Source organism: Pseudomonas sp. AC193, assembly GCF_979258075.1.
This window is the reverse complement of the sequence record NZ_OZ409832.1, coordinates 4,661,781-4,681,845: the sequence shown is the minus strand read 5'-3', so window position 1 is coordinate 4,681,845 and position 20,065 is coordinate 4,661,781. Positions and strand designations below refer to the sequence as shown.

Genomic DNA, 20,065 nt, shown 5'->3' with positions numbered 1-20,065 from the left:
TCTTTTGATCTTGCTCTTAAAACAAGATCAAAAGATCGCAGCCTTCGGCAGCTCCTACAGGGAGGAGAAATCTGTGAAGAGTCAGCGACGGCGCATCAGGCCGATGAAGAAGAGGCCGCCGATGGCAGCAGTGGCGATGCCGATCGGCAAGTCTTCCGGCGCGATCAACGTGCGCGCTGCGACATCGACCCAGACCAGAAAGATACTGCCAAGCAGCATGCACGCCGGCAGCAAACGCCGATGTTCGGCACCGACCAGACGCCGCGCGATGTGCGGCACCATCAGCCCGACAAAACCGATCGAGCCGCTGATCGATACCAGCACACCGGTCATCAACGAGGCGATGACGAACACCCGCAAACGCACCGCGCGCGCATTCAAGCCGAGGGTCACGGCGGTTTGCTCGCCGGCCATCAATGCGTTCAACGGTCGCGCCATGCCCAGCAGCAACATCAAACCGAGCAGCACGCTGGCCGCTGGCACCGCGAGCAACTCCCAGCGCGCCAGCCCGAGGCCGCCGAGCATCCAGAACATCACCGCCGAACTGGCGCGATGGTCGCCCATGAACAGCAGCAGATTGGCGATCGCCATCATCACGAACGACACCGCCACGCCACACAGCAGCAAGCGGTCACTGTCGAGTCGGCCATGGCGACTGGCAATCGCCAGCACCACCAGCATGCTCAACAGCGCGCCGATAAAAGCGGCGATCGGCAAGGTCAACAACCCGACAATTTCGCCGACATGCAGCACTACAATCACCGCGCCCAGCGTGGCCCCGGAGGTGACGCCGAGCAGATGCGGATCGGCCAGCGGATTGCGCGTCACCGCTTGCAGCACCGCGCCAATCAGCGCCAGCCCGGCACCGACCAGCGCGCCGAGGAGCATGCGCGGCACGCGAATCAGCCAGACGATATGTTCCTGCCCGGCGCTCCAGTTCACCTCGCCAACACCGAAGGCCTTGTGCAGCAAAATCCGCCACACCACGTCCACTGGCACCCGCGCCGGGCCGAAGCCGAGCGAGACCACGCACGACACCAGCAACACGGCGCCGAGGACGAGCAGCAGCAAGGCATATCGACGGTTGATCATTCGCCGTGGAAACCTTTGGCCAGGGTTTCAACGGCCAACACGTTGTCGATGCCCGGCGTGGCCTGCACATACGGGATGACGATGAAGCGCTGGTTCTTTATCGCATCGACCGATTGCAGGGCTTTGTTATCGAGCAGGAACTGGATTTTCTGATCTGCGGTGATTTCGCTGTAGTCGACGATCACGATCACTTGCGGATTGTGTTCAACCACGGTTTCCCAGTTGACCCGCGTCCAGCTCGCGTCGACGTCATCAAGAATATTGCGCCCGCCCGCCGCATCGATCAGTGCTTGCGGCATGCCGAGGCGGCCAGAGGTCATCGCGCGGTCTTCGCCGCTGTCATAAAGGAACACGCGCGGCTTTTCTGCTGGCAGGTCTTTGCGCACGGCAGCGACTTGCGCCTGCATGTCGGCGATCAAGGCATTGGCGCGATCCTGCACGTCGAAGATTTTGCCGAGGTTGCGCAAGTCGTTGTAAGTGTCCTCCAGCGTCGCCGCCGGGCGCTTCATCACGAAAGCGCAGGACTCGGTCAACTCGTAGACATTGATGCCCAGCGGTTGCAGGGTTTGCGGCGTCAGGTCGCCGCCGACGCGCATGCCGTAATCCCAACCGGCGAAGAGGAAATCGACGTTGGCGTTGAGCAGGGTTTCCACCGACGGGTACTTCGCCGCGAGCTCCGGCAGACCGTCGAGCAGCGATTGCATCTCGGGTGTCACCGACTTCCAGCCACTGACGCCGCTGTAGCCGGCCATCCGCGATTTGAGACCGAGGGCGAGCATCATCTGGGTCATGTTGATGTCGTGGCTGACCGCGTGTTTTGGCGCTTCCTTGAAAGTCACGTCGCGGTTGCAGCTTTGCACGGTCAGCGGGTATTTGGTCGATTCGGCCAAGGCCTCGGCACTGCACAACAGAAGGGCGACGCAAAGCAGGGAACGCAGGGTCATGGTCGGGTTATCCAGGTGATTCGCGGGTAGCCGTGGAGGGGATGCGCGTCGATCAACGCCTCGACGCCAAACACCTCGCGCAGCAATTGTTCAGTGAGGACTTCTTGCGGCGTGCCGCTGGCGACGATGCGGCCGTGATCGATCACGTACAAACGGTCGCAGAACGCGGCGGCCAGATTCAGGTCGTGGATGCTGGCGAGGGTGCCGATCTTCAGGCGTTTGACCAGTTGCAGCAGTTCGAGCTGATAGCGCGGGTCGAGGTGATTGGTCGGCTCGTCGAGGATCAGCAGTTGCGGTTGTTGAGTCAGGGCGCGGGCAAGAAAAACTCGCTGCTTTTCGCCGCCGGAGAGGGTGGCGAAGGCGTGGTCTTCGAAGCCTTCGAGGCCGACGGATTTCAGCGCTTGAGTGGCCAGATCGCGGTCTTCCCGGGTGTCACCGTCGAACAGACGTTTGTGCGGCGAGCGGCCCATGGCGACGACTTCTTCGACGGTCAGGCCGAAGGCATCAGGAAACTCCTGCAAGACCACGGCGATGCGTTGCGCACACCAGCGTGAGGACTGTTTCCAGACGTTGTGGTGTTCAAGTCTGACCTCACCGCTTTCCGGCGCGCTGAAGCGATAGGCGCAGCGCAGCAGACTGGTTTTGCCGCTGCCGTTGGGGCCGATCAACCCGACGAACTCACCGGCGGCCACCTGCAACGAGGCGTCACGCAGCTGGAACTGGTGATGACAGTGGCCGTGGCCCAGCGGTGTCCAGGCGAGGTCGGTGAGGGTGAGTGAGGTCATGCGGGTCCGGTGTGATGTCGATGATTGTGGTGGTTCAGTGAGATTTTTTCCCCCTCACCCCAACCCTCTCCCCCAAGGGGTAGAGGGGGAAAGGGAGCCGATCTTCATGCTGTTCAAACCCTGAGTTCGACTCGATCTTTCCAAATTTATAGAGGAAAGGGAGCCGAGCTGTGTGCTCTTCAAAGCCTGAGTTCGACTCGGTATTTCAAGTCGGTGCAACTTGGCCAAACACCTCGGTCAGTCCCCTCTACCTCTGGGAGAGGGCTAGGGTGAGGGCAAGGCTTTTCAATCAAAAGGTGTAATCAGCACTGACAAAAAACGAGCGCGGTTCGCCAAGGATCCACTGCTGCCCTTCATTGTATTGGGTTTGCGCATACCGGCGGTCAAACAGGTTGTTCACCTGCAAGCCCAGCGTCGTGTTGCGCAGGGCTTGCCACGACAACGTCGCGTCGACCACGGTGTAACTCGGCAGCTCGTTGCGGTTGGCCATGTCGGCGTAACGCGCATCAACATACCGCACACCGGCGCCGGCTTTCAGGTCATCGTTAATGGCCTTGTTCAACCAAAGATTGGCCGTACGCCTTGGCACGTCCACCGGACGATTGCCGTTATACGACAGCGTCTGGCCGTTCACTACCGCCGAGAAATCGTCGTACTTGGCCTTCACGATCGCCGCGTTTGCTTGCAGTTGCCAGGCGTGCGGCAATTGCAGATCGAGGCTCGCTTCCAGCCCGTTAGACGACTGCTGACCCACCTGCTGCTTAAGCGTCGGGTTGCCCGGATCGTCAGTCAGCAGCTTCTTTTTCACAACGCGATACGCCGCCAAGGTGAACTCGCCGCGCTGATCCCAGAACAATTGCTTCAAGCCGACTTCAGTCTGGCGCGCGGTCGACAGATCATATTGCTGCTGGCTCGGGCTCAGAGAAATCAGCCCGCCAATACCGTCGGTGCTGGTCGCCATCTGGCCGTAGAGCGACGTATCCTGCGTCAACGCAAACACCAACCCGGCCTTCCAGTTGTTGCCGGTCAGGGTCTTGTCGCTCTGACTGCCATCGAGCAGATTGTTGCGATCGACGTGCACGTAATCGCGGCGCACACCGGTCACCAGCGACCAGCGCTCACTCAGTTGCGTGCGGTTCTCGGCGAACACCGACAGCTGTTTGGTGGTGCTGTCGAACTGATCGCGATAAGGGTCGGCGCTCTCGAAAGTGCCGGCTTGCGGGTGATACAGATCCACGGCCTGGCCGGTCGGCAACACGTCGTTGAACGGTGAGTTGCTGTTGAGCTGGAAGCGGATGCGGTTGTATTCGACGCCGCTGACGGTTTGGCTGTCGAGGCCGAACAGCGAGTGTTTGAAGGTGAAAGTCTGACGGTCGCCAACCTGTTCTTGTTTATGGCCGATGCCGAAATAACCGCTGCGGCTCAGTTGCTGCGTGCCCGCGTCGAAGTTGTAGTTCTCGGCGTTCTGCCAGCGGCGCTGGGCTTTGAGGTAGTACAACTCGTTGCTGGCGCTGACCGAGTCGTTGATCTGCCAGTCGCTGGTCAGACGCGTCCACTGATCGTTGTAGTGCTGTTTGTCGTCGCGCACGTTGTAGTTTTTGTTGCGCAAACTGTCCTGCAAATGGCCATTGATCAACGGCGTGCCGAAGTAGTTTTGCGGGCGCTGATCGCCGTAATCGTGGGCGAGGGTAAACGCCAGCTCTTCGCTGGCCTGCCAGCGCAGGGCCGCGCTGATGAAGTCGCTGGAGGCGTCGCCGCGATCGATCCAGCCGTTGCTGCGCAGACGATTGAGATTGAGGCGATAGCTCAACGTATCGCTCAGTGAACCGCCGCTGTCGAAGGCCTGCTGTTGGCTGTCGTAAGAGCCATAACCGACGCGCAGATGATTTTCGATGTCGCCCTCGAATGGCTTCTTCGGAATGACGTTGACCACCGCGCCGGTCGCGCCTTCGCCGTACAACACCGACGCCGGGCCACGCAGCACATCGACACGCTCCACCGACCAAGTGTCGACCGGAAACGTGACGGTGCCCATGCCGCTGTACATGCGGTTGCCGTCATACAACTGCATCACCGAACTCTGCCCGGTGAAACCGCGCGCCTGCAACGATGTGCCGCCATCGCCCGGCGTCCCGGTGCGGCTGATGCCGGTGCTGCGCGACACCGCGTCCTGCACGCTGCGATCGCCGCGTGCGCGGACTTGCTCGCCGCTGAGGCTTTCAACGCTGGCCGGGGTTTGCATGGCGCTGAGGTTCAGCCGCGAACCGGCGGTGGTCGGCGTGGTGAGGCTGACGGTTGCATCGTCAACGGCGGGCGCGCTGATGGTGCCGGTGGGCAACGTCAGGGGGGCGCTGTCGGCGTGGGCATTGTTCATGGCGAACAGGCAGAGGCTGGACAAGAGGTACTTGTTCATCGGTACGGTGAATCACTTCATCAAATGAAAAGCCCACGACTTGTGGTCGTGGGCAGAATGGCAAATTCGCGTTATACAGTAACACTAAAAATTGCCGGCATATAAGCCCCGGCAGTCTATAGAGCTGTCTAAATCGCGCATCTCGCCTGCTTCATGATGAAGTTGAGGCAGATTCAGGTTGGCGACCAAACCGCGACAGCAGCAGTCGATCCAGCAACCACACCACCACCAGCGAAGCCCCCACCAGCGGAAAAATCACCGCCAGCGCGAGCATGATGACCACGCCGGTTTTCCATTTCGGCAGGTCATGCCGCAGCGGTGGCACGCCGAATTTGCCCTGTGGCCGACGCTTCCACCAGATCACCACGCCGCTGACGGCGCTGAGCAGAATCATCAGACAGATCAGCAACACGACGATCTGATTGAAGGTGCCGAACATCTTGCCTTCGTGGAGCATCACGCCGATTTCGGTGGCGCGGGCAACCGTGCCGTATTGTTCGAAACGCACATCGGCGAGGACTTTGCCGGTGTATTGATCGACGTGCAGGGTGGCGTCGTTGCGCGGATCGTCGGCGAACACGGCGATGGTGAACACGCCGGTGGCGGTGGTCGGCAGGGTGATGCTGTAACCCGGTTCGACCTTGCGCGCGGTGGCGATGTTTTGCACGTCTTGCAGGCTGATGCTCGGTGCCGCCGGGCCAGCGTTGGCGCCGCCGTGGGCCATGTGTTCGGCGTGGTCGCCGGACATCGGCATCGGCGTGTTTTCCATTGCCCAAGGCACGGTCTGGCGGGTGGCGCTGTTCAGGGTTCGCGCTTCAACATCGGAGGTCGGCACGTTGTCCCACATCGCCGCCGGGAACACGTTCCACACCTGCGCGTATTGTTTGCCCCAGAAACCGGTCCAGGTCATGCCGCTGAGCAACATCACCAGCAGCAATGTCGCACCCCAGAACCCGGTGACCGCGTGCAGATCCCGCCACAACACACGACCGCGACTGTTCAGCCGAGGCCACAAAATGCCTGCTGCCTGACCGCGCGGCCACCACAGGAACAACCCGGACACCACCAACACCACGCCCCAACCGGCGGCCATTTCGATGAGACGGTCACCGACGGTGCCGATCATCAATTCGCCGTGAATCGCGCGGGCGATGGCTTGCAGGTTTTGCTTGGCATCTTGTTCGCCGAGGATGTCGCCGTGGTACGGATCGACGAACACATTGAGTTCGTGACCGGCGTTGGTCACCACAAATTGCGCGCTGCGTTCGGCGTTGACCGGCGGCAGGTATTGGGTGACCTGGCCTTGTGGATAAGCGCTTTTTACCCGTTGCAGCAAGTCATCGGCCGGGACGCTGTGATGACCGGCGGGGACGTTGAGCAGGCTGCTGTACATCAATGAATCGAGTTGCGGTTTGAACAGGTAAATCATGCCGGTCAGGGCCAGCATCACCATAAAAGGGGCGACGAAGAGCCCGGCGTAAAAATGCCAACGCCAGGCCAGGTTGTAGAAATTCGGTTTGGGCTGATTCATCACGTGTGCTCCGCTTGGCTTGGGTCTTCTAGTTGTTCATTCAGGTTGCAACACTGCATTCCCTGTGGGAGCGGGCTTGCTCGCGAAAGCGGCGGCACATTCAACATTGATGTCGCCTGGCATGCCGCCTTCGCGAGCAAGCCCGCTCCCACATGGGTGGGTGTTGCCTGTCAGAAACTCATGTCCACCTTGGTCCAGAGCGTGCGCCCCGGTTCGTTGATGGCTTGCGGGTCGTTGGCCGGGTAGCCGAATCCGGCGTTGCCCGCCAGGTTCAGGTGTTCGGCGTAAGCCTTGCCGAACAAATTGTCGACGCCGCTGCTGACCTTCCAGTTTTTGTTGATCCGGTAGGCACCGTTGAGTGAGAACACGCCGAAGCCCGAACTCTTGTCGTAATCCTTGCCGACCACGTTGCCCTTGTTCTGGTCGATACGGTTTTGCGCAGCAACCACCCTCCACAGTGCGCCGGCGCTCCAGTTGTCTTTGGTATAGGTCAGACCGAAGCGTGCATCCAGCGGCGGCATTTGCGGCAGGGCCGAACCGTCGCTGCTGTTCTTGCCCCAGGCGTAGGCCAGGGTTGCATCGGTCTTCCAGTTGTCGGTGAGTTGATACGCGGCACCGAGTTCACCGCCCATGATTCGCGCGTCGATGTTCTCGGCGCGCGAAGTGCTCATGCCCATCATTCCCGGGGTGTAATCGAAGAGGATGTAATCGCGCACCACGCCGATGTAGCCCGAGGCCCAGGCTTCCAGATCGGCGCTCTTGTAGTTCACGCCGAAATCGAACTGCGTGGTCTTTTCCGGTTTGATCGAATCGAACGCGTTGAGCGAACCGACCGGGCCGCTGCTCGCCGAGAACAGCTCCCAGTAATCCGGAAAGCGCTGCGCGTGACCGAGGCCGGCGTAGAGCGTGGTCGGGCTGTCAGCGAGGTCATGCTCGTAGCGCACGAAGCCGCTGGGCAGGGTGTCGGCGCGGGTGTCGTCGGCGGTCGGATTGGGGCGGGTCATCATTCCCGAGCCGCTGGTTTGCCGATAATCCTTGGCCGAGGCGCGGTCGACGCGGGCGCCGGTGATCAGCCGATCGCGGTCGGCGGCGTACCAGGTCATTTCACTGAACACGCCGTAGTTATGGAAATCGGCGTCCTTGGTGTAGGGCAGATCTTTGTAGGTGTCGACGCCCATTGAACTGCGCTGGCGATGCTCGTTGGTCTGCGCGTCGAGGCCGGTGATCAGTTGAATGTCGGCCCAACGCCAGGTCGCTTTGATCCGCGCACCGAGGGTGCGGCGGTCGACATTGGAGGCCATGGGCCCGGCCATCATGCCGGTGCCGGACGGCGTGCGCAGCGTATAGTTGTCCATCACGTGGTCGGCGTAGTTGTAGTAGACCTGCGCTTCGAGTTTCTCCAGCACGTCGGTGATGTTGGATTTTTCGAAACGCAGGCCGAGGCTTTCACGCAGGAATTGCGAGCCGTCCATGCCGCGCCCAGCGTAGCGCGCTTCGCCGTCGCCCTTGCCGGCGGTGAGTTCGATCAGGGTGTCGGCATCCGGCGTCCAGCCGACCGCGACGTCGCCGTTCCACTTGTCGTAGCGCGAGGCGACGATGTCGTTGTTGCCGTCGCGGTAATCGTCGGAATGCGCGGTGTTGCCGATCACCCGCACGTAACCCAACGGGCCACCGGCAGCGGCGTCGACAACCTTATCGAAGCGTCCGTGAGAACCGGCCAGAACGCTGGCGTTCACCCGCGTGCCGAGTTCGCCGAAGCTCTCCGGTTCACGATCAAACAACACCGTGCCCGCCGAGGCGCCCGGGCCGTAAAGCACGGTTTGCGGGCCTTTGATCACGGTGAGTTTGTCGTAGGTCTCCGGCGAGATGTACGAGGTCGGCGCGTCCATCCGGCCCGGGCAAGCGCCGAGCAGCATGCTGCCGTTGGTGAGAATGTTCAGACGCGAGCCGAACATGCCGCGCAATACCGGATCGCCGTTGGTGCCGCCATTGCGCACCAGCGCAAAACCCGGAATGGTTTTCAGATAGTCGCCGCCGTCACTGGCCGGCACTGGTTGGCGTGGATCTTTTGGGTTGGTAACGATGGTCAGCGGTGAGCTCGGCGCGATCGCGGTGATCACCGTTGGACTCAGTTCTTCGTTGTGGCCGGGGTGATCATCGGCCAACACCAACGGGGACAGCAGGACGCCGCAAAGGACGGCGCTAGCGTGCCTGAAACGAATCCGCGATTCGTTCAACACGAAGGACGCCGGGGCGGAACCCGAGCGTGAAACAGCAGCAAACCTGGACATGACAATTTCCATCAAACAGTCGTAAACGACACGGCCGGCAGCCTGAAGCTGTCTTCTCCACCGTGTGCAATCAAAGGTGCGTGTTTACGTGGCGATGGGCGGGGCGCGGGTGCGGGCGCCGGGGAAGAAGGTTTGCCGGGCGTGGCCCAGGCGCGGGGAGGGCGGAGTGAAAGTGTTGAGTGGCGGGATGTTGAAGGCGACGAAATCGCCGCCGCCGGTCAGTGCCGGGCAATTGAACAGCAGGCTGCAATAGCCGCATTTTTCCCACAGCACGTGGTGCGAGGATTGTGGCGGGCAATGTTCGGCGCTGGGTTTCGCGTCATGTCCGGAGTGATCCATCCCCGGCATGTCCATCGACATGTCCATGCTCATTGGCAGGGAGGTCGAGGCGTGTTGATCCATCGGCATCGACTGAGAAATCAGTGGGCCGATGAAAATCATCAACATGGCGAACAGGGCGATCCAGCTGCCGCGAGTCAGGTGTTCAGTCTGACGGCGTGGCGCGGAGGGCCTGGCGCTCAGCGGGCGCATGGGCGGAATCTGCCGGAAGGCTTACTGAGCGTGCGCGTGAGCCTGCGTGGTTTCCGGGGGCTTCTTCTGCACCGAAACTTCGACGGTGACGTCGCCGGCCTTCTCGAAATGCAGCGTCAGCGGGAATTGCTTGCCGTCCGTGAGCATGCTGCGATCAGTCGGGTTGAGCAGCATCACGTGGTAGGCCATCGGCGCAAATATCACGTTGCCGCCAGCAGGGATTTCCACGCTCGGCACCTGCTGCATCTTCATCAGATCGCCCTGCATCACATGCTCATGCAACTGCGCTTGGGGGGCGATCGGCGAGTCGACGCTGAGCAAGCGGTCAGCCGTTTTGCCGCCGTTGTGAATCACGAAATACGCCGCTACGGTCGGCGCATTCGGCGGCAATTCCTGCGACCACGGGTGGGCGATTTCAATCTCGCCAGCCTTGTATTCGTGGGCATTGGCGAAGCACGCGGGCAGCAACAGCGCAGCGATGACGATGAGTTTGTTCAACATGGCAGTTCTCCAGAACGATTTGAAACGCAGGTCAATTGCGAGAACAAATCAAACCAGAGGAGAGGCGCGGGGATTGAGGCTCGGCCATTGCTGGCGCGGAGTAGGGGTTTGCAGTGAGAGCGGCGCGACGCTGTGATTGCTTTCATAGCGGGCGAAATACAGCTGCGGCGAATGGCCCGGCAACGCCACCAATGGCGCAGAACCCGAGCAACACCAGCAATGCTGCATGTTGGAATGCGTGTCGTTGGCCGGCGCCTTCTGCTCGGTGGAACCGATGTTGATCGCGACCATCTTCGTCCCGCTGCCGGTGCAGAAACTGCTCCACAGCAACTGTTCGGCCGGTGAATTGGCCGCCTGCGCCATCGCCCCCGTCATCGGCATGGCGAGCATGTTGAACAGCACTGCAAAGCAGGCGATCCAGGCAAATGCTAGCCGTTGTCGGTTCATCGGAGAGATCCATTGGGTGGGCGATCAGGCGCGGGCTATTTAGCCTGATCAGGGCCGATAAGTAAAAAAGCGTCGTGCGGTTTGGTGTCGCAGCGTTTTTCAAAGAGTGTAGCGGTTGCGAATCGCGACGCCAGTCAGGCCGCCTTCGCGAGCAAGCCCGCTCCCACAGTGATTGATGGCGTACGCAGAAAATGCGAACGCCGCGAACCCTGTGGGAGCGGGCTTGCCCGCGAAGGCGGCCTCAAGGTTTCTAACCTTTCAAACCAGGCCTTCAGTCGTGAGGGCCGCGAGGACTTCAGACGCCGACCCAAACTCCCGATCAACCCCCGGCAACACCGGTCGCTTCAACACCAGCACCGGCACTCCACGCTCGCGTGCCACTTCCAGTTTCGGCTCGGTCGCAGTGCTGCCGCTGTTTTTGCTGATCAGCACATCGATCTGCCGGCGTTCGAACAAGGCGCGTTCATCGTCGATCAGGAACGGCCCGCGCGCGCCGATGACTTCGCAGCGTTCGTTACCGGGATAAACGTCGAGGGCGCGCAGCGTCCAGAATTGCTCAGCGGGGATTTCGTCGAGGTGCTGCAACGGTTCTCGGCCAAGGGTAAACAGCGGACGGCGGAAGGGTTTGAGGGCATTGATCAGCTCCGCCCAGTCGCTGACTTCGCGCCAGTCATCGCCCGCTTGCGGCTGCCACGCCGGGCGGCGCAGGGCCCAGCACGGGATGCCGGTCAGATGCGCGGCGGTGGCGGCGTTTTGGCTGATTTGTGCGGCGTACGGGTGCGTGGCGTCGAGCAGCAGGTCGATGCCTTCGGCGCGAATAAATTGCGCCAGACCTTCGGCACCGCCATAACCGCCGACGCGCACCTGACAGATCAGATCGGTCGGCACACGGCCGACACCGGCGAGGCTGTAAATGTGCTCCGGCCCCAGCTTGCGTGCGATCGCGAGCGCTTCGGTGACGCCGCCGAGCAACAGGATTCGTTTACGCATCGAAGGGTTTAACCAGATCAAGCAAAGTGATCGGCAACGCTTGTCGCCACGTATCAAACTCGCCCAGCGGCTGCGCCTGCGCGACATGAATGCGCGTCAGCTCACCGCCGAAACGTTCGCGCCAGCTCATCAGGGTGACTTCACTTTGCAGGGTCACGGCGTTGGCCACCAGACGCCCGCCGGGTTTGAGCCGTTCCCAGCACGTTTCAAGCACGCCCTCACGGGTGACGCCGCCGCCGATGAAAATCGCATCCGGGCGCTCCAGACCTTGCAGCGCTTGGGGAGCCTTGCCGCGAATCAACTGCAAACCGGGCACGCCCAACGCATCTCGGTTGAGCTCGATCAATTGCTGGCGACCGTCATCGGCTTCGATGGCCAGCGCGCGGCAGCTCGGATGTGCGCGCATCCATTCGATGCCGATCGAGCCGCTGCCGGCGCCGACGTCCCAAAGCAATTCACCGGGCGTCGGGGCGAGGCGGGCGAGGGTGATGGCGCGCACGTCGCGTTTGGTCAGTTGGCCGTCATGTTTGAACGCCGAGTCCGGCAGGCCGGCAAGGCGCGACAGACGTGGCGTGTTGGCGTCGGCGAGGCATTCGATGGCGATCACGTTGAGGTCGGCAGTCGAGGCAAGGTTCCAGTCGTGGGCGCTGGCGTCGATCCGTTGCTCGGCATCGCCACCCAAGTGTTCGAACACGCTCATGCGACTCGAACCAAAGCCGCGCTCACGCAGCAATTGCGCAACTGCCGCCGGGCTCTGTCCGTCATTGCTCAACAGCAGCAACCGCACGCCGCTGAACAACTGCGCATTGAGCGCTGCCAGTGGCCGCGCCACCAACGACACAATGCTCACTTCCTGCAACGGCCAGCCCAGCCTTGCCGCCGCCAGTGAGCAGGAAGAGGGCGCGGGTAAAATCAGCATCTCATCGCTGGGCACCTGCCGCGCGAGACTGGCGCCAACGCCATAGAACATCGGATCGCCGCTGGCCAACACACAGACCGCTTCGCCGCGCTGCTCAAGCACCGGCGCGAGAGAAAACGGGCTCGGCCACAACTGGCGTTCGCCGCGAATGCACACCGGCAGCAAATCCAGCTGACGCTGGCCACCGATAATCCGCGAGGCGTTCATCAGGGCGCGCCGGGCGTTTTTTCCAAGGCCTTTAAAGCCATCTTCAGCGATGCCTACAACCGTCAGCCAAGGGGCCATACCTTCCTCAATCGTGTGCTTGCGATTATCCGGCGACATGATAGCGCGATGGCTGCCCACTGACTGCTTTCAATCTGTTAATTGGCGAACGGACACTAATTGTTTTAGTTGCTTTTATTGGAATTGTTTTGAGGTTGTTATTCTCAGTGCAATGCGCTGCCGTTACAGCTGAACAGGCATTAATAATGAGTGCCAGGCAAGGCACCTTAAATATACAGGAGTGTAAATATGAGTGAGATGCAGCGGGCTGCAAGTGCTTTAATTGATGGCGGTGCTTCAGTCGTAATGGGAGGCAACTTACTGTCGTTTCTCTCGGGTGTGGCCAAGATAGATCAACGGTTTATTAAAGACAGTATGCGCTGGGCGGAGTTTGGAGCGGATCAGCGCCATAACAGAAAACATGAACCTGCGGCATGGTTCGAATTTTACTCTGGCGTCCTGTGGTCTGTTGGCTGGGGGTTGGAGTACGAGCCGGTAATTGTTGCCGACAAAAACTTTACAGGGAACGTGTTGGACAAGTGGGCGAAATCGGTGTCGACGCTGATAAGCCGATCAAAAATTGCCGCAATGAAAGAGACCTTTCAGTTACTTGAGTTTAGCTCGGCTGGAATCGACGTGTTATCCGATGGCGCGCGCGCATGGGCAGACTTTCGTTTTTCCCCAGCGCAATATAACGCGCAAAAAGAGTTGGAGATCGTGATTAGCAACGTGCGCTTTCTGCAAACTGACTGGAGTTCAAATTATCTGTTCTGGACGGTACAGCACAGCGGTGCGCAACTTGATATCCAGTCCAGGCGCTTTGCAATCAAACCGCGACAGATGGAAGAGTATCGCGCACGATTAAGCGAAGCGGTGCTTGAAATGCGTACGAGGGAAATTGAACTGACGCGTTAAATGGTGGCTGGAGATGAAATGGTTTTAATGTTGGCGTGACAGCTGAAATGAATTGAATGGAACGGAAGTTGATTAATTTTAAACGTGGGGTTAATTTGGTTTTACGCCAAGACGGCGTTTAAATAATTGCAGGGAATCAATAGTCATGACTGAAGTAAAAGAACAGGTAACTTCTGCTGCTCAACGTGTTGCATTAATTACGGAGTGCAATGAGTTTGTTGCGGCACAACCAGTAATGCATGCGCGCACCGTTCGGGCCGCAGCGAACTTGCCCATTGACAAGGATGAACTGAACGCCGCCATCATGGGGTCGGGTATCGCAGGTTTTGATGCGAGCATGTCCAAGCGCAGCAAGCGTATCGTCAAGAATACGTACATGTACGCCGACCTGGTGGCCTTGCTCAAATTTCCGGCGGCCAGTCAGAAAGAACAGCGATACAACGAGTTCATGCGACTGATGAAGTTGACCGGATGGTTCGCCTTCAGCCAGCCGTATAATCGCTACAGTGCTTCTTCGCAAAAGCTCACGATGGACAATGTTGCCTTGACCATTATTCATGCGGCAGTGGGTGCAGCCATTGGCCAAGGCCAGACAGCATTGAAGGTACTGTCGACTGTCGCCGATTCAACTATGGATGCACTGAAGAACGAGCCTGAAGCATTGAAGCTTTTCGAAAACAACTCGAAGAAAGCCGAAGGTGGCAACTTCTGCATGTCCAGTGCCCTGGAAGATACCGACGGTGGCATTACCCTGGCCGTTGCAGCCGTGCAATACCTCGCCACTGCGCAACCGACCAAAGTGTTGTTTGTCGAGTGGGCCACTTCGGCGGTTGAAATCTATAACGGCGCGGCCACCATGCACATGGATGAAGAGGATTACTTGATGGTCGAGCCGCTGATTGTCAAAGCGCTGACCGAGCAGCGTGAAAAAGCGCTTAGCTATGAGTTCGGTAAAAAGGCCTGAGTTTAAATAAAGCCAGAGACGCGAGTCTCTGGCTTTCCAGGAAGCTGAAAATGAACACAGGATTTAAAACTTTTGTCTGCGCCGGCGCGGTCATTCTGGTGGCGGACGAATTATCCGCAGCAGACCGATCCGATAGCCTTGATGCCCTGCTGTATGCTCAAACAGTCGCCTCCCATAAAGTGTCCGATGGCCGCGACGTTGAGTCATGGGCCCACGCTAATAACATGGCATTGAGAGCCACCGGTGCCCTGTTGCTGGACAACCCGGGCGTAAATTTTCCGGCGCCTTTGCCTGAAAGCTTTACCGTGTTGGAGTTGGCAACCAGACTTCTGCACAGCTGGATTCCCGCGACGGTCACACGCGTGTGCGCTTCAGCGATCAAGTTGCAGTTGAAGCAAGTCTGCGCTGAGGTTGCTAATCAGAGTATCCAGCCACATGTTTTGTTAGAGGGGAATTGCATAAGATTTATGTTGGGCTTTGTTTCTTCCGGGACAGCGGTATCGACTGTGGTCGTGTCTTTTGAAGTTGCAGAAATCGTCGTCGATAATGTGCTTTATCATCGTTTCAATAACAAAAGTATCCAGGGCCGCGTGTTTGTCGAAGGCTACAAAGCGCTGATCGATCCCGAGGATTATGGTTTTTCCCGGGCCAAGGTTATCTCGTTACTGGGCGAGCGCCGCCAAGAGCAAATCATCGCGTTGGCCTGAAATGCCCGCGAGGGCAATGCCCGTCGAGGGATATGTCTTGCAAAACCGACGGGCAGACTTTTCATGCCGGTGAACAAAGCAGGCATAATACCGCGCCTTTCCCTCGCAACCGGTTCGCCCCTTGAACGAACGCCCGATGTCCACTGCCATACGCCCCTCGGCTTGTCCGGGGTTGCTGCGCATCGTTCAGGCATTGGATGGCGGGATCTGTCGGATCAAACTCAACGGTGGCTCGATCAGTGCCGATCAGGCAGATGCGGTGGCGAATGCGGCACAACAGTTCGCCAGCGGCGCCATCGAGGCGACCAACCGCGCCAATCTGCAGATTCGCGGGATCGGCGCTCAGTCCTCTGCATTGATCGACAGCCTGTTGGCTGCCGGCCTCGGCCCGCGATCCGCCGCCGGCGACGATGTGCGCAACCTGATGCTCAGCCCGGCTGCCGGGATCGACCAGCAGATGCAATTCGACACTCGTCCGCTCGCCGAACAGATCCTCGATACCCTGCAAAACCATCCGCGCTTTCATGAATTGAGCGCCAAGTTCGCCGTGCAACTGGACGGCGCTGAAGCCTTGGCGATGCTCGAACACCCGCATGACCTGTGGTTGTCGGCCTTCAAAAAGGACGGCGAAACATTGCTGGCATTCGGTCTGGCCGGTTGCCCGACGGATCGTGCGCTTGGTGCGGTGGCACTGCACAACGGCCATGCGCTGGTGGTCGCGGTGCTCGAATTGTTCCTTGATCTGGCGCGCCCTGAGCAAACGCGGATGCGCCATTTGCTCAGCGAAATGACGCCTGAGCTGTTTCTCGAAAAACTCGCTCAGCGGGTCAATCTGCAAACCCTCAGCGACCGGCAACGCCCGCCAGCGGCGGACAATCTGCACATCGGCGTTCATCCGCAAAACGCCTTGGACTTGGTATACATCGGCGCCGTGCCAGCGCTCGGTCGACTCGATCCGACAATGCTGCGCGGTGTTGCACAACTGGCTCGCCAGTTCGGCAACGGCCACCTGCGTTTCACCCCGTGGCAAAGCCTGTTGCTGCCCGACGTCAAAATCACTGACGCCGCCGAGGTGCTGCAAGGCCTCAAGCAACTCAACCTGCTGACCGAGCCGAGCGAACCGCTGTCGCGCCTGATTGCCTGCACCGGTTCCAACGGCTGCGGCAAAGGCCTCGCCGACACCAAACAGGACGCCCGCCATCTGGCGACGCTGCTGCCCTCGGCGCTCAGCGTGCACCTGTCCGGTTGCTCGCGTTCCTGCGCCGCCGCGCACCGTGCGCCGGTGACGTTGCTGGCGGTCAGCCCCGGTCATTACGACCTCTATTTTCGCGATGCGACGCTGCCGGGTTTCGGCGCGTTGCACGCACGCAATCTTACTATTGAAGCGGCCGCGACCCTGCTCGACGCCCGCTCCCGGAGCCCCCTTGATGCTTGATTACATTCGCGACGGTCAGGAGATCTATCGCAACTCCTTCGCGATCATTCGCAGCGAAGCCAACCTCGCGCGAATCCCGGCCGATCTGGAAAAACTCGCGGTGCGGGTGATTCACGCCTGCGGCATGGTCGAGGCCATCGACGGTCTGCAGTTTTCCGAAGGCGCGGGCAAGGCCGGGCGCGAGGCGCTGGCCGCCGGTGCGCCAATCCTGTGTGATGCACGAATGGTCTCCGAAGGCGTGACCCGCGCGCGCCTGCCGGCCAACAACGAAGTGATCTGCACCTTGCGCGACGACAGCGTGCCGGAGCTGGCGCGCGAGCTGGGTAACACTCGTTCCGCCGCTGCGCTGGAACTGTGGCGTCCGCACCTTGAAGGCAGTGTTGTGGTGATCGGCAACGCGCCGACTGCGCTGTTCTATCTGCTGGAAATGCTCGATGCCGGCGCACCAAAACCGGCGCTGATTCTGGGCTTCCCGGTCGGCTTCGTCGGCGCTGCCGAATCGAAAGCGGCACTGGCCGCCGACAGCCGTGGCGTGCCGTTCGTGATCATGCAAGGCCGCCTCGGTGGCAGCGCCATGGCCGCCGCCGCCGTCAATGCCCTCGCCACGGAGATCGAATGATGCAGGCTAAAGGACGTTTGATTGGCCTGGGCGTCGGCCCCGGTGATCCGGAACTGATTACCGTCAAAGCGCTGCGCTTGTTGCGTGAGTCGCCAGTGGTTGCGTACTTCGTCGCCAAGGGCAAAAAGGGCAACGCGTTCGGCATCATCGAAGCGCACCTGCAAGAAGCGCAGAACCTGCTGCCGTTGGTGTATCCGGTGACTACCGAAGCATTGCCGGCGCCGCTTTCTTACGAACAAGTCATCAGCGATTTCTACGATGAAGCCGCCGAAACCGTCGCCGCGCATCTCGACGCCGGTCGCGATGTCGCAGTGATTTGCGAAGGTGATCCGTTCTTCTACGGCTCCTACATGTACCTGCACGATCGCCTCGCCACGCGCTATGAAGCGCAAGTGGTGCCGGGCGTTTGCTCGATGCTCGGTGGCGCTTCGGTGCTGGGCGCGCCGTTGGTGTATCGCAATCAAAGCCTGTCGGTGCTCTCCGGCGTGTTGCCCCATGAAGAATTGAAGCGACGTCTGGCCGATGCTGATGCCGCCGTGATCATGAAGCTTGGGCGCAACTTTCCGAAAGTGCGTCAGGTACTGGAAGAACTCGGTCTGGCCGAGCGTGCGTTGTACGTTGAGCGCGCGACCATGGCCAATCAGAAGATCGTGCCGATGGATCAGGTCGAGCCGATGTCCTCGCCGTACTTCTCGCTGATCATCGTGCCGGGCGAACGGTGGCAGGGCTGATGACTCACTCAATACCCGCGATCGTCATTCTTGGTCAGGCCAGCCTGGCCACGGCCCGTCGCATTCAGCAGGTCTATCCGGCGGCGCAGATTCACGGCCTCGCCGGGCGCGTTGAAGGCGCCGATTGCAGCTATCAGGAATTCGGCGCGACCCTGCGGGATCTGTATCAGCACAACACGCCAATCATTGCGCTGTGCGCTGCGGGCATTGTCATCCGCACACTGGCGCCGCTGTTGCTGGAGAAGGGCGCCGAGCCTGCCGTGCTCGCCGTGGCTGAAGATGGCAGCGCGGTGGTGCCGCTGCTTGGCGGCCTCGGCGGGGTGAATGTCATGGCGCGGGAAATCGCTATGGGGCTGCAAGTGACGGCGGCGATCACCACCAGCGGCGAATTGCGCTTCGGCACTTGCCTGCTCAATCCACCGAGCGGTTATGCGCTCGCCGATCTGGAACTGGGCAAGCGTTTTGTCTCCGATCTGCTGGCCGGGCACAGCGTGCGTATTGACGGCGAGGCGCCGTGGCTGGATCAGGCGCAACTGCCGGAAGACCCGCAGGCGCAGCGTTCGATTCATGTCAGCAGCGCTGAGCGTGAAGTCAGCGCCAACGAATTACTGATTTATCCGCGCAGTGTGGCGGTGGCGGTCACTGCCGACGTTGCCGATCTACCGAGCGCCGTTCGCAAAGCATTGCAGCAAGCAAAAATTGCGCTGCAATCGCTGGCGTGTCTGGTTGCCGCTGACAGTGACATGGCTTCGGCGAACTTGCGTGATGCAGCGCTTGAACTGGGCGTGCCGCTGCGGTTTGTCGCTGCGCAAACTGATCTCGAAGCATTGGCACTTGATGCCGTACCTTCAGCGAGCATCGTGACCGCAAACAACCTCGCCATCGCGATTGCCGAGCAGCCGCTGGACGTTGCTCATGTCGGCCGCCCACGCGGTCGTCTCGCCGTCATCGGTCTTGGCCCCGGCGCTGCCGAACTGATGGTGCCCGCCGTCAAAGCCGAACTGGCGCGTTGTACCGATGTGCTCGGCTACGAAACCTACGTACGCATGGCCGGCCCGTTTCGCGACGATCAAGTGCAGCATTGCACCGACAACCGCGAAGAAATGCAGCGCGCCCGTCACGCTTTCCGACTGGCCGCCGAAGGTCGTTCGGTGATCGTGGTTTCCTCGGGCGATCCCGGCGTGTTCGCCATGGCGGCGGCGGTGCTCGAAGCGCTGCATGAGTCGGATGATCCCGCCTGGCACAGCGTCGATCTGGAAATTCTTCCCGGCGTTTCCGCTTCGCTGGCCACCGCCGCACAGGCCGGTGCGCCGCTGGGGCACGACTTCTGCGTGATGTCGCTGTCGGACAACCTCAAGCCGTGGTCGATCATCGAGAAACGTCTGGACCTGGCTGCGGAGGCGGATCTGGCCCTGGCCTTCTACAATCCGATCTCCAAGGCTCGGCCGTGGCAGTTGGGCCGCGCGCTGGAAATCGTCGGCCAACACCGCACAGCGCAAACCCCGGTGGTACTGGGGCGCGACATCGGCCGCCCAGGGCAGACACTGCGCGCCACGACGCTGGGGGCGCTGACCCCGGATCAGGTGGACATGCGCACGATGGTGCTGATCGGCTCGTCCACCACCTGCACGTTCCCGCGTGCCGACGGTAGCAGCTGGGTTTACACCCCACGTTGGTACGGTGAAAAACCCGCCTCCTGAAATCATGCGGCCCGCGCTGGGCCGCCTATCCCTTCCTGCGTCAGCCTTGATCAGGTATTTATTCGCTTATCGCTGTAGGCATCTTCCTGAATGCCGACGTAAAGCCAGCTGGCGGGTGTAGGTTTTTTTACATTGGGTTGTCAGTCTATTTACTGCCTTGATTGAAGTTGTTTCCGACTGATTGCAGATGTAAGTAATGTTTTTGTTGTTTTGCGCTGTGAGCGCTATTTGCGTGCTGGCTTGAAGTTCATATTGTTTATTGTATTTCCATGCCGCTGTTTATTGA

General features: G+C 60.2%; 18 protein-coding genes. 7 read left to right on the top strand and 11 right to left on the bottom strand.

Annotated features, from left to right (window positions below):
- Positions 1-81: 81 nt before the first annotated feature.
- From ACZZ0D_RS21095 to cbiE, 11 genes are all read right to left on the bottom strand, one after another.
- Positions 82-1,092, bottom strand: a complete 1,011-nt coding sequence (locus ACZZ0D_RS21095; RefSeq protein WP_463554203.1) for a FecCD family ABC transporter permease — start codon at positions 1,090-1,092, stop codon at positions 82-84.
- Complete coding sequence (locus ACZZ0D_RS21090; RefSeq protein ID WP_463554202.1) at positions 1,089-2,036, bottom strand: ABC transporter substrate-binding protein; 948 nt, start codon at positions 2,034-2,036, stop codon at positions 1,089-1,091. Before ACZZ0D_RS21090 ends, ACZZ0D_RS21095 begins: the two co-directional genes overlap by 4 nt.
- Positions 2,033-2,821: an ABC transporter ATP-binding protein gene (locus tag ACZZ0D_RS21085; protein WP_463554201.1), complete on the bottom strand. Its 789-nt coding sequence runs from the start codon at positions 2,819-2,821 to the stop codon at positions 2,033-2,035. Before ACZZ0D_RS21085 ends, ACZZ0D_RS21090 begins: the two co-directional genes overlap by 4 nt.
- A gap of 289 nt (positions 2,822-3,110) precedes the next feature.
- Entirely contained in the window at positions 3,111-5,234 is a 2,124-nt protein-coding gene (locus tag ACZZ0D_RS21080) for a TonB-dependent receptor (protein WP_463554200.1), read from the bottom strand.
- 151 nt (positions 5,235-5,385) lie between these two features.
- Positions 5,386-6,765 carry a PepSY-associated TM helix domain-containing protein gene (locus ACZZ0D_RS21075; RefSeq protein ID WP_282357202.1) on the bottom strand — a complete coding sequence of 460 codons (1,380 nt, stop codon included), beginning with the start codon at positions 6,763-6,765 and terminating at the stop codon, positions 5,386-5,388.
- A 170-nt stretch (positions 6,766-6,935) separates the two neighbouring features.
- Entirely contained in the window at positions 6,936-9,056 is a 2,121-nt protein-coding gene (locus ACZZ0D_RS21070) for a TonB-dependent copper receptor (RefSeq protein ID WP_463554199.1), read from the bottom strand.
- 84 nt (positions 9,057-9,140) lie between these two features.
- Positions 9,141-9,587, bottom strand: coding sequence for a DUF2946 domain-containing protein (locus ACZZ0D_RS21065; protein ID WP_463554198.1), 447 nt, complete (start codon positions 9,585-9,587; stop codon positions 9,141-9,143).
- 21 nt (positions 9,588-9,608) lie between these two features.
- Positions 9,609-10,088: a copper chaperone PCu(A)C gene (locus ACZZ0D_RS21060; protein WP_463554197.1), complete on the bottom strand. Its 480-nt coding sequence runs from the start codon at positions 10,086-10,088 to the stop codon at positions 9,609-9,611.
- Positions 10,089-10,136: 48 nt separating this feature from the next.
- Positions 10,137-10,535 carry a DUF2946 domain-containing protein gene (locus tag ACZZ0D_RS21055; protein WP_212544941.1) on the bottom strand — a complete coding sequence of 133 codons (399 nt, stop codon included), beginning with the start codon at positions 10,533-10,535 and terminating at the stop codon, positions 10,137-10,139.
- Between the two features lie 258 nt (positions 10,536-10,793).
- Entirely contained in the window at positions 10,794-11,525 is a 732-nt protein-coding gene (locus ACZZ0D_RS21050) for a cobalt-precorrin-6A reductase (protein WP_463554196.1), read from the bottom strand.
- Entirely contained in the window at positions 11,518-12,729 is a 1,212-nt protein-coding gene (cbiE, locus tag ACZZ0D_RS21045) for a precorrin-6y C5,15-methyltransferase (decarboxylating) subunit CbiE (protein ID WP_426618508.1), read from the bottom strand. Before cbiE ends, ACZZ0D_RS21050 begins: the two co-directional genes overlap by 8 nt.
- A 228-nt stretch (positions 12,730-12,957) precedes the next feature.
- Here cbiE and ACZZ0D_RS21040 point away from each other — a divergent pair, with 228 nt between their 5' ends.
- The 7 genes from ACZZ0D_RS21040 (at position 12,958) to cobJ (ending at position 19,779) form a co-directional block, all read left to right on the top strand.
- A complete protein-coding gene (locus tag ACZZ0D_RS21040) occupies positions 12,958-13,623 on the top strand; it encodes a hypothetical protein (RefSeq protein WP_463554195.1) in 666 nt (221 codons plus the stop codon).
- A 145-nt stretch (positions 13,624-13,768) separates the two neighbouring features.
- A complete protein-coding gene (locus tag ACZZ0D_RS21035; RefSeq protein WP_463554194.1) occupies positions 13,769-14,587 on the top strand; it encodes a hypothetical protein in 819 nt (272 codons plus the stop codon).
- Positions 14,588-14,637: 50 nt separating this feature from the next.
- Entirely contained in the window at positions 14,638-15,294 is a 657-nt protein-coding gene (locus ACZZ0D_RS21030) for a hypothetical protein (protein WP_463554193.1), read from the top strand.
- 136 nt (positions 15,295-15,430) lie between these two features.
- Entirely contained in the window at positions 15,431-16,729 is a 1,299-nt protein-coding gene (gene cobG / locus ACZZ0D_RS21025) for a precorrin-3B synthase (RefSeq protein ID WP_463554192.1), read from the top strand.
- Entirely contained in the window at positions 16,722-17,348 is a 627-nt protein-coding gene (locus ACZZ0D_RS21020; RefSeq protein WP_053116894.1) for a precorrin-8X methylmutase, read from the top strand. Before cobG ends, ACZZ0D_RS21020 begins: the two co-directional genes overlap by 8 nt.
- Complete coding sequence (locus ACZZ0D_RS21015; RefSeq protein WP_370872600.1) at positions 17,345-18,079, top strand: precorrin-2 C(20)-methyltransferase; 735 nt, start codon at positions 17,345-17,347, stop codon at positions 18,077-18,079. Before ACZZ0D_RS21020 ends, ACZZ0D_RS21015 begins: the two co-directional genes overlap by 4 nt.
- Positions 18,079-19,779, top strand: coding sequence for a precorrin-3B C(17)-methyltransferase (gene cobJ, locus ACZZ0D_RS21010; protein WP_463554191.1), 1,701 nt, complete (start codon positions 18,079-18,081; stop codon positions 19,777-19,779). Before ACZZ0D_RS21015 ends, cobJ begins: the two co-directional genes overlap by 1 nt.
- The last annotated feature ends 286 nt before the right edge of the window (positions 19,780-20,065 follow it).

Bases quoted from the DNA above. Each gene is read 5' to 3' on its own strand.
- ACZZ0D_RS21095 (WP_463554203.1), bottom strand. From the start codon at position 1,092: ATGATCAACCGTCGATATGCCTTGCTGCTGCTCGTCCTCGGCGCCGTG.
- ACZZ0D_RS21090 (WP_463554202.1), bottom strand. From the start codon at position 2,036: ATGACCCTGCGTTCCCTGCTTTGCGTCGCCCTTCTGTTGTGCAGTGCC.
- ACZZ0D_RS21085 (WP_463554201.1), bottom strand. From the start codon at position 2,821: ATGACCTCACTCACCCTCACCGACCTCGCCTGGACACCGCTGGGCCAC.
- ACZZ0D_RS21080 (WP_463554200.1), bottom strand. From the start codon at position 5,234: ATGAACAAGTACCTCTTGTCCAGCCTCTGCCTGTTCGCCATGAACAAT.
- ACZZ0D_RS21075 (WP_282357202.1), bottom strand. From the start codon at position 6,765: ATGAATCAGCCCAAACCGAATTTCTACAACCTGGCCTGGCGTTGGCAT.
- ACZZ0D_RS21070 (WP_463554199.1), bottom strand. From the start codon at position 9,056: ATGTCCAGGTTTGCTGCTGTTTCACGCTCGGGTTCCGCCCCGGCGTCC.
- ACZZ0D_RS21065 (WP_463554198.1), bottom strand. From the start codon at position 9,587: ATGCGCCCGCTGAGCGCCAGGCCCTCCGCGCCACGCCGTCAGACTGAA.
- ACZZ0D_RS21060 (WP_463554197.1), bottom strand. From the start codon at position 10,088: ATGTTGAACAAACTCATCGTCATCGCTGCGCTGTTGCTGCCCGCGTGC.
- ACZZ0D_RS21055 (WP_212544941.1), bottom strand. From the start codon at position 10,535: ATGAACCGACAACGGCTAGCATTTGCCTGGATCGCCTGCTTTGCAGTG.
- ACZZ0D_RS21050 (WP_463554196.1), bottom strand. From the start codon at position 11,525: ATGCGTAAACGAATCCTGTTGCTCGGCGGCGTCACCGAAGCGCTCGCG.
- cbiE (WP_426618508.1), bottom strand. From the start codon at position 12,729: ATGGCCCCTTGGCTGACGGTTGTAGGCATCGCTGAAGATGGCTTTAAA.
- ACZZ0D_RS21040 (WP_463554195.1), top strand. From the start codon at position 12,958: ATGAGTGAGATGCAGCGGGCTGCAAGTGCTTTAATTGATGGCGGTGCT.
- ACZZ0D_RS21035 (WP_463554194.1), top strand. From the start codon at position 13,769: ATGACTGAAGTAAAAGAACAGGTAACTTCTGCTGCTCAACGTGTTGCA.
- ACZZ0D_RS21030 (WP_463554193.1), top strand. From the start codon at position 14,638: ATGAACACAGGATTTAAAACTTTTGTCTGCGCCGGCGCGGTCATTCTG.
- cobG (WP_463554192.1), top strand. From the start codon at position 15,431: ATGTCCACTGCCATACGCCCCTCGGCTTGTCCGGGGTTGCTGCGCATC.
- ACZZ0D_RS21020 (WP_053116894.1), top strand. From the start codon at position 16,722: ATGCTTGATTACATTCGCGACGGTCAGGAGATCTATCGCAACTCCTTC.
- ACZZ0D_RS21015 (WP_370872600.1), top strand. From the start codon at position 17,345: ATGATGCAGGCTAAAGGACGTTTGATTGGCCTGGGCGTCGGCCCCGGT.
- cobJ (WP_463554191.1), top strand. From the start codon at position 18,079: ATGACTCACTCAATACCCGCGATCGTCATTCTTGGTCAGGCCAGCCTG.